Annotated in this window: 2 protein-coding genes and 1 pseudogene; 2 read left to right on the top strand and 1 reads right to left on the bottom strand. The window is 68.7% G+C overall.

What is annotated here, in order from left to right; translation table 11 throughout:
* Positions 1 to 543 (bottom strand): annotated as a pseudogene (locus ABZS66_RS61275) (transposase family protein); the annotation flags it as partial.
* Positions 544 to 853: 310 nt separating this feature from the next.
* On the opposite strand from ABZS66_RS61275, the gene ABZS66_RS61270 reads away from it, so the two are divergent.
* Together ABZS66_RS61270 and ABZS66_RS61265 are read left to right on the top strand one after the other, a co-directional pair.
* Complete coding sequence (locus ABZS66_RS61270; protein WP_354774157.1) at positions 854 to 1,351, top strand: sigma-70 family RNA polymerase sigma factor; 498 nt, start codon at positions 854 to 856, stop codon at positions 1,349 to 1,351.
* Positions 1,348 to 2,463: a hypothetical protein gene (locus ABZS66_RS61265; RefSeq protein ID WP_354774155.1), complete on the top strand. Its 1,116-nt coding sequence runs from the start codon at positions 1,348 to 1,350 to the stop codon at positions 2,461 to 2,463. The genes ABZS66_RS61270 and ABZS66_RS61265 overlap by 4 nt, the downstream gene beginning before the upstream one ends.
* The last annotated feature ends 113 nt before the right edge of the window (positions 2,464 to 2,576 follow it).

The raw sequence follows: 2,576 nt of genomic DNA, 5'->3' as shown, positions 1-2,576 counted from the left end.
ATCTCGGTGAGGGCGGGCAGGATCTCGGCGTGGGCGCCTACCGCGGTGGTGTCGTGCTCGCGGCCGGGTCGCACCTCGGAGGTCCAGATCGGCCAGCCGTCAGGGGTCGCGATGACCTGGATGTTGCCGCCGTGGTTGTGGTGTTTGCCCGACCACCACAGATCGACCCCGCGGGTGGGGTCCGGGTGTCGACACCCGGTCGGTCTCGATCAGGGTGCCGTCGATGATCACGTGGCTGTAGCCGGCCGCCTTGGCTGCCAGCAAGGCGCCGTGCAGGCTCGGGGCCTGTGCGGCGAGCACATCGATGCCCTCGTGGATGTAGTCGTACGCGGTGGACTTGCCGATGGCGTTGTCGCGGGCCAGTTGCTTCAGGCGGGTGCCGTCCAGGAACCAGCGGATGATCAGCACGGCCCGTTTGAAGCAGCCCAGGCTGCGGGTGCCGGTTCGGGTGCCTCGGCGCAGCCGTTCGGCGTACAGCAGGCGCGAGACAAACCGCACCGTCTCCTCGCGCACGTTCAACGTGGCGGTGTATGTGATGCTCATCCTCGACGCAGGACCTCTATGAAGTTGATCTTTGGGGGGACCAGCTTCGTACCGAGGTTCTGCGTCTTCTTGTTGCACCCCAACGACTTCGGCGTGTCGGGACGTCCACCCCCCCGACTGTCGAGCGTCACCACAACCTTGCGTGAAATGGCTCAATGTTCAACGGCAACAGCACTGCCAGACCAACCACCACCTGCCGCACCAGCCGACAACCACCCAAATCAATCCGAGGCGCGCGGACCCACCGCACACCCCGAAAGTATTTTGAGCGCCGAGGGAACGCCGGGCCGCCTCGATGCGTGTACGTGCTGTGGGGACATCCCTGATGACAAGCCGGCGAACGACCGACTTCGAGGCGTTCTACCGCTCCGAGGCTGATCGGGTTTACCGCGCGCTCGCCGTAGCCCTCAACAATCCGCAGCTGGCGCGCGAGGCGGCCGATGAGGCGATGGCCCGTGCCTATGCACGCTGGAGCCAGGTCCGCGACCACGACAGCCCGGGCGGATGGGCGTTCCGGGTCGGAATGAACTGGGCCACGTCTTGGTGGCGCAAGGTTCGCCGGGAGCGCCCGTTGCCGGCCGCCGACGACCTCCATCCAGCTCGCGAGGATCCCGGCCATCAGCAGGCACTCGCCGCGCTGTACCGCCTCCCGCTGCCACAGCGCACCGTCATCGTGTGCCGTGTGCTGCTGGACCTGTCCACTGTGGAGACCGCAGCGGTGCTGGACATCGCCGAGGGAACCGTCAAGAGCCGCATGGCGCGCGGCCTCGCCGAGTTGCGCCGCATGCTCGGTGAGGAGCACACATGACGCCCGACGACCTGGTCCGGACACTGCACCGAGCTGCCGACGCCGTACCGCCCAGCGCGCCTGACCTGCGTGCGGTCCTGCGCCGCCACCACCGCCGCCGGTTGCGGTCCGTGGCCACCGCGGCCACCATCGCTGTCGCCGTCACTGCTTCGGGAATGGTCCTGGCTGAGCGCGCGCTCTCCCCGCACCCGGCCCCTCCGGCGACCGCGCCAACCACGACGGCCGCAACCGAGACGGCGCCGGCACCAGGCCAACGACTCCCCCTGGAGCCCAGCTGGGCGATGCTCGACGCCGGCAACAACCAGAACCCACTGGGCTATCAGCCACCCCGGGGCCTGCTCGAACTCTCACCCGACCGCAAGATCATCACCGTCGCCCCGCCCGACCACATCGACGGGCCACGGCAGCGCGTGGCGCTCGACGACGGCCGCACTGTCCTGCTGGGCAGCAAGGACCTCCAGCCCGGCGTGCAGCGCCACGACGGCGTCGACGTCACCGGCCTGGCGATCCGCCTCGTCGTGCTCGCGCCCGGCGGCGCCGTGGTGCTCACCCGCGAGGTGCGCGTGCAGGGCCAGGACGTCCAGCTCGTCGGCGCGACCGCCACCGCTGCCTATCTCTACCGCACACCGGGTCAGATCGTGCGGCACGACCTGGCCAGCGGCAAAGAGGAACGGCTCACCGCGCTCGACCCCCTCACCGCCTGGGACATCAACAACATCTCGATCCAGAGCGGACTGCTGCTCACCACCTCACGGACCGCCTGCGACCTGCGAATCACCTCGGCGGACACCGGCAAGCCGATCCGCACCGTGCACTTCGACGTGAACCGATGGCACTGCCCTACAGCGGACCGGGTCCGGGTCTCAGCCGACGGCCAGCTGCTCGCAATCGCGCTCAGAGGTACCGCCGCCAATCCTGTGAACGCGTTCGACGTCGTGAACGTGGACACCGGCGAGACGACAAACAGGCAGCTATCGCCCACGTCAACGTCGGGCATCGTGGGCATGGCCTGGCGCGGCACCGCGCTGCGAGTCGCCTGGGTCAACCTGCCCAACTCCGGCAGCCAGATATTCCCGATGGCCGACGTCCTGCAGACCGCCGACGTCTCGTAGCGGCCCCAGGGCCCGCTTCGTTCCCTGCGGGAAGACGATCGGATCGGCGAGGCTTGCCAGGTGAAGCGCTTGCCGCTGGCGTCACGGAAGATCCTGCCCGCCCTCACCGAGAC

Origin of the sequence: Dactylosporangium sp. NPDC005572, assembly GCF_040605515.1 — a bacterium.
Classification (GTDB): Bacteria; Actinomycetota; Actinomycetes; order Mycobacteriales; family Micromonosporaceae; genus Dactylosporangium.
Note: the sequence above shows the minus strand (reverse complement) of the source record. Positions and strands in the feature narration are given on the sequence as shown.

Bases quoted from the DNA above. Each gene is read 5' to 3' on its own strand.
- ABZS66_RS61265 (WP_354774155.1), top strand. From the start codon at position 1,348: ATGACGCCCGACGACCTGGTCCGGACACTGCACCGAGCTGCCGACGCC.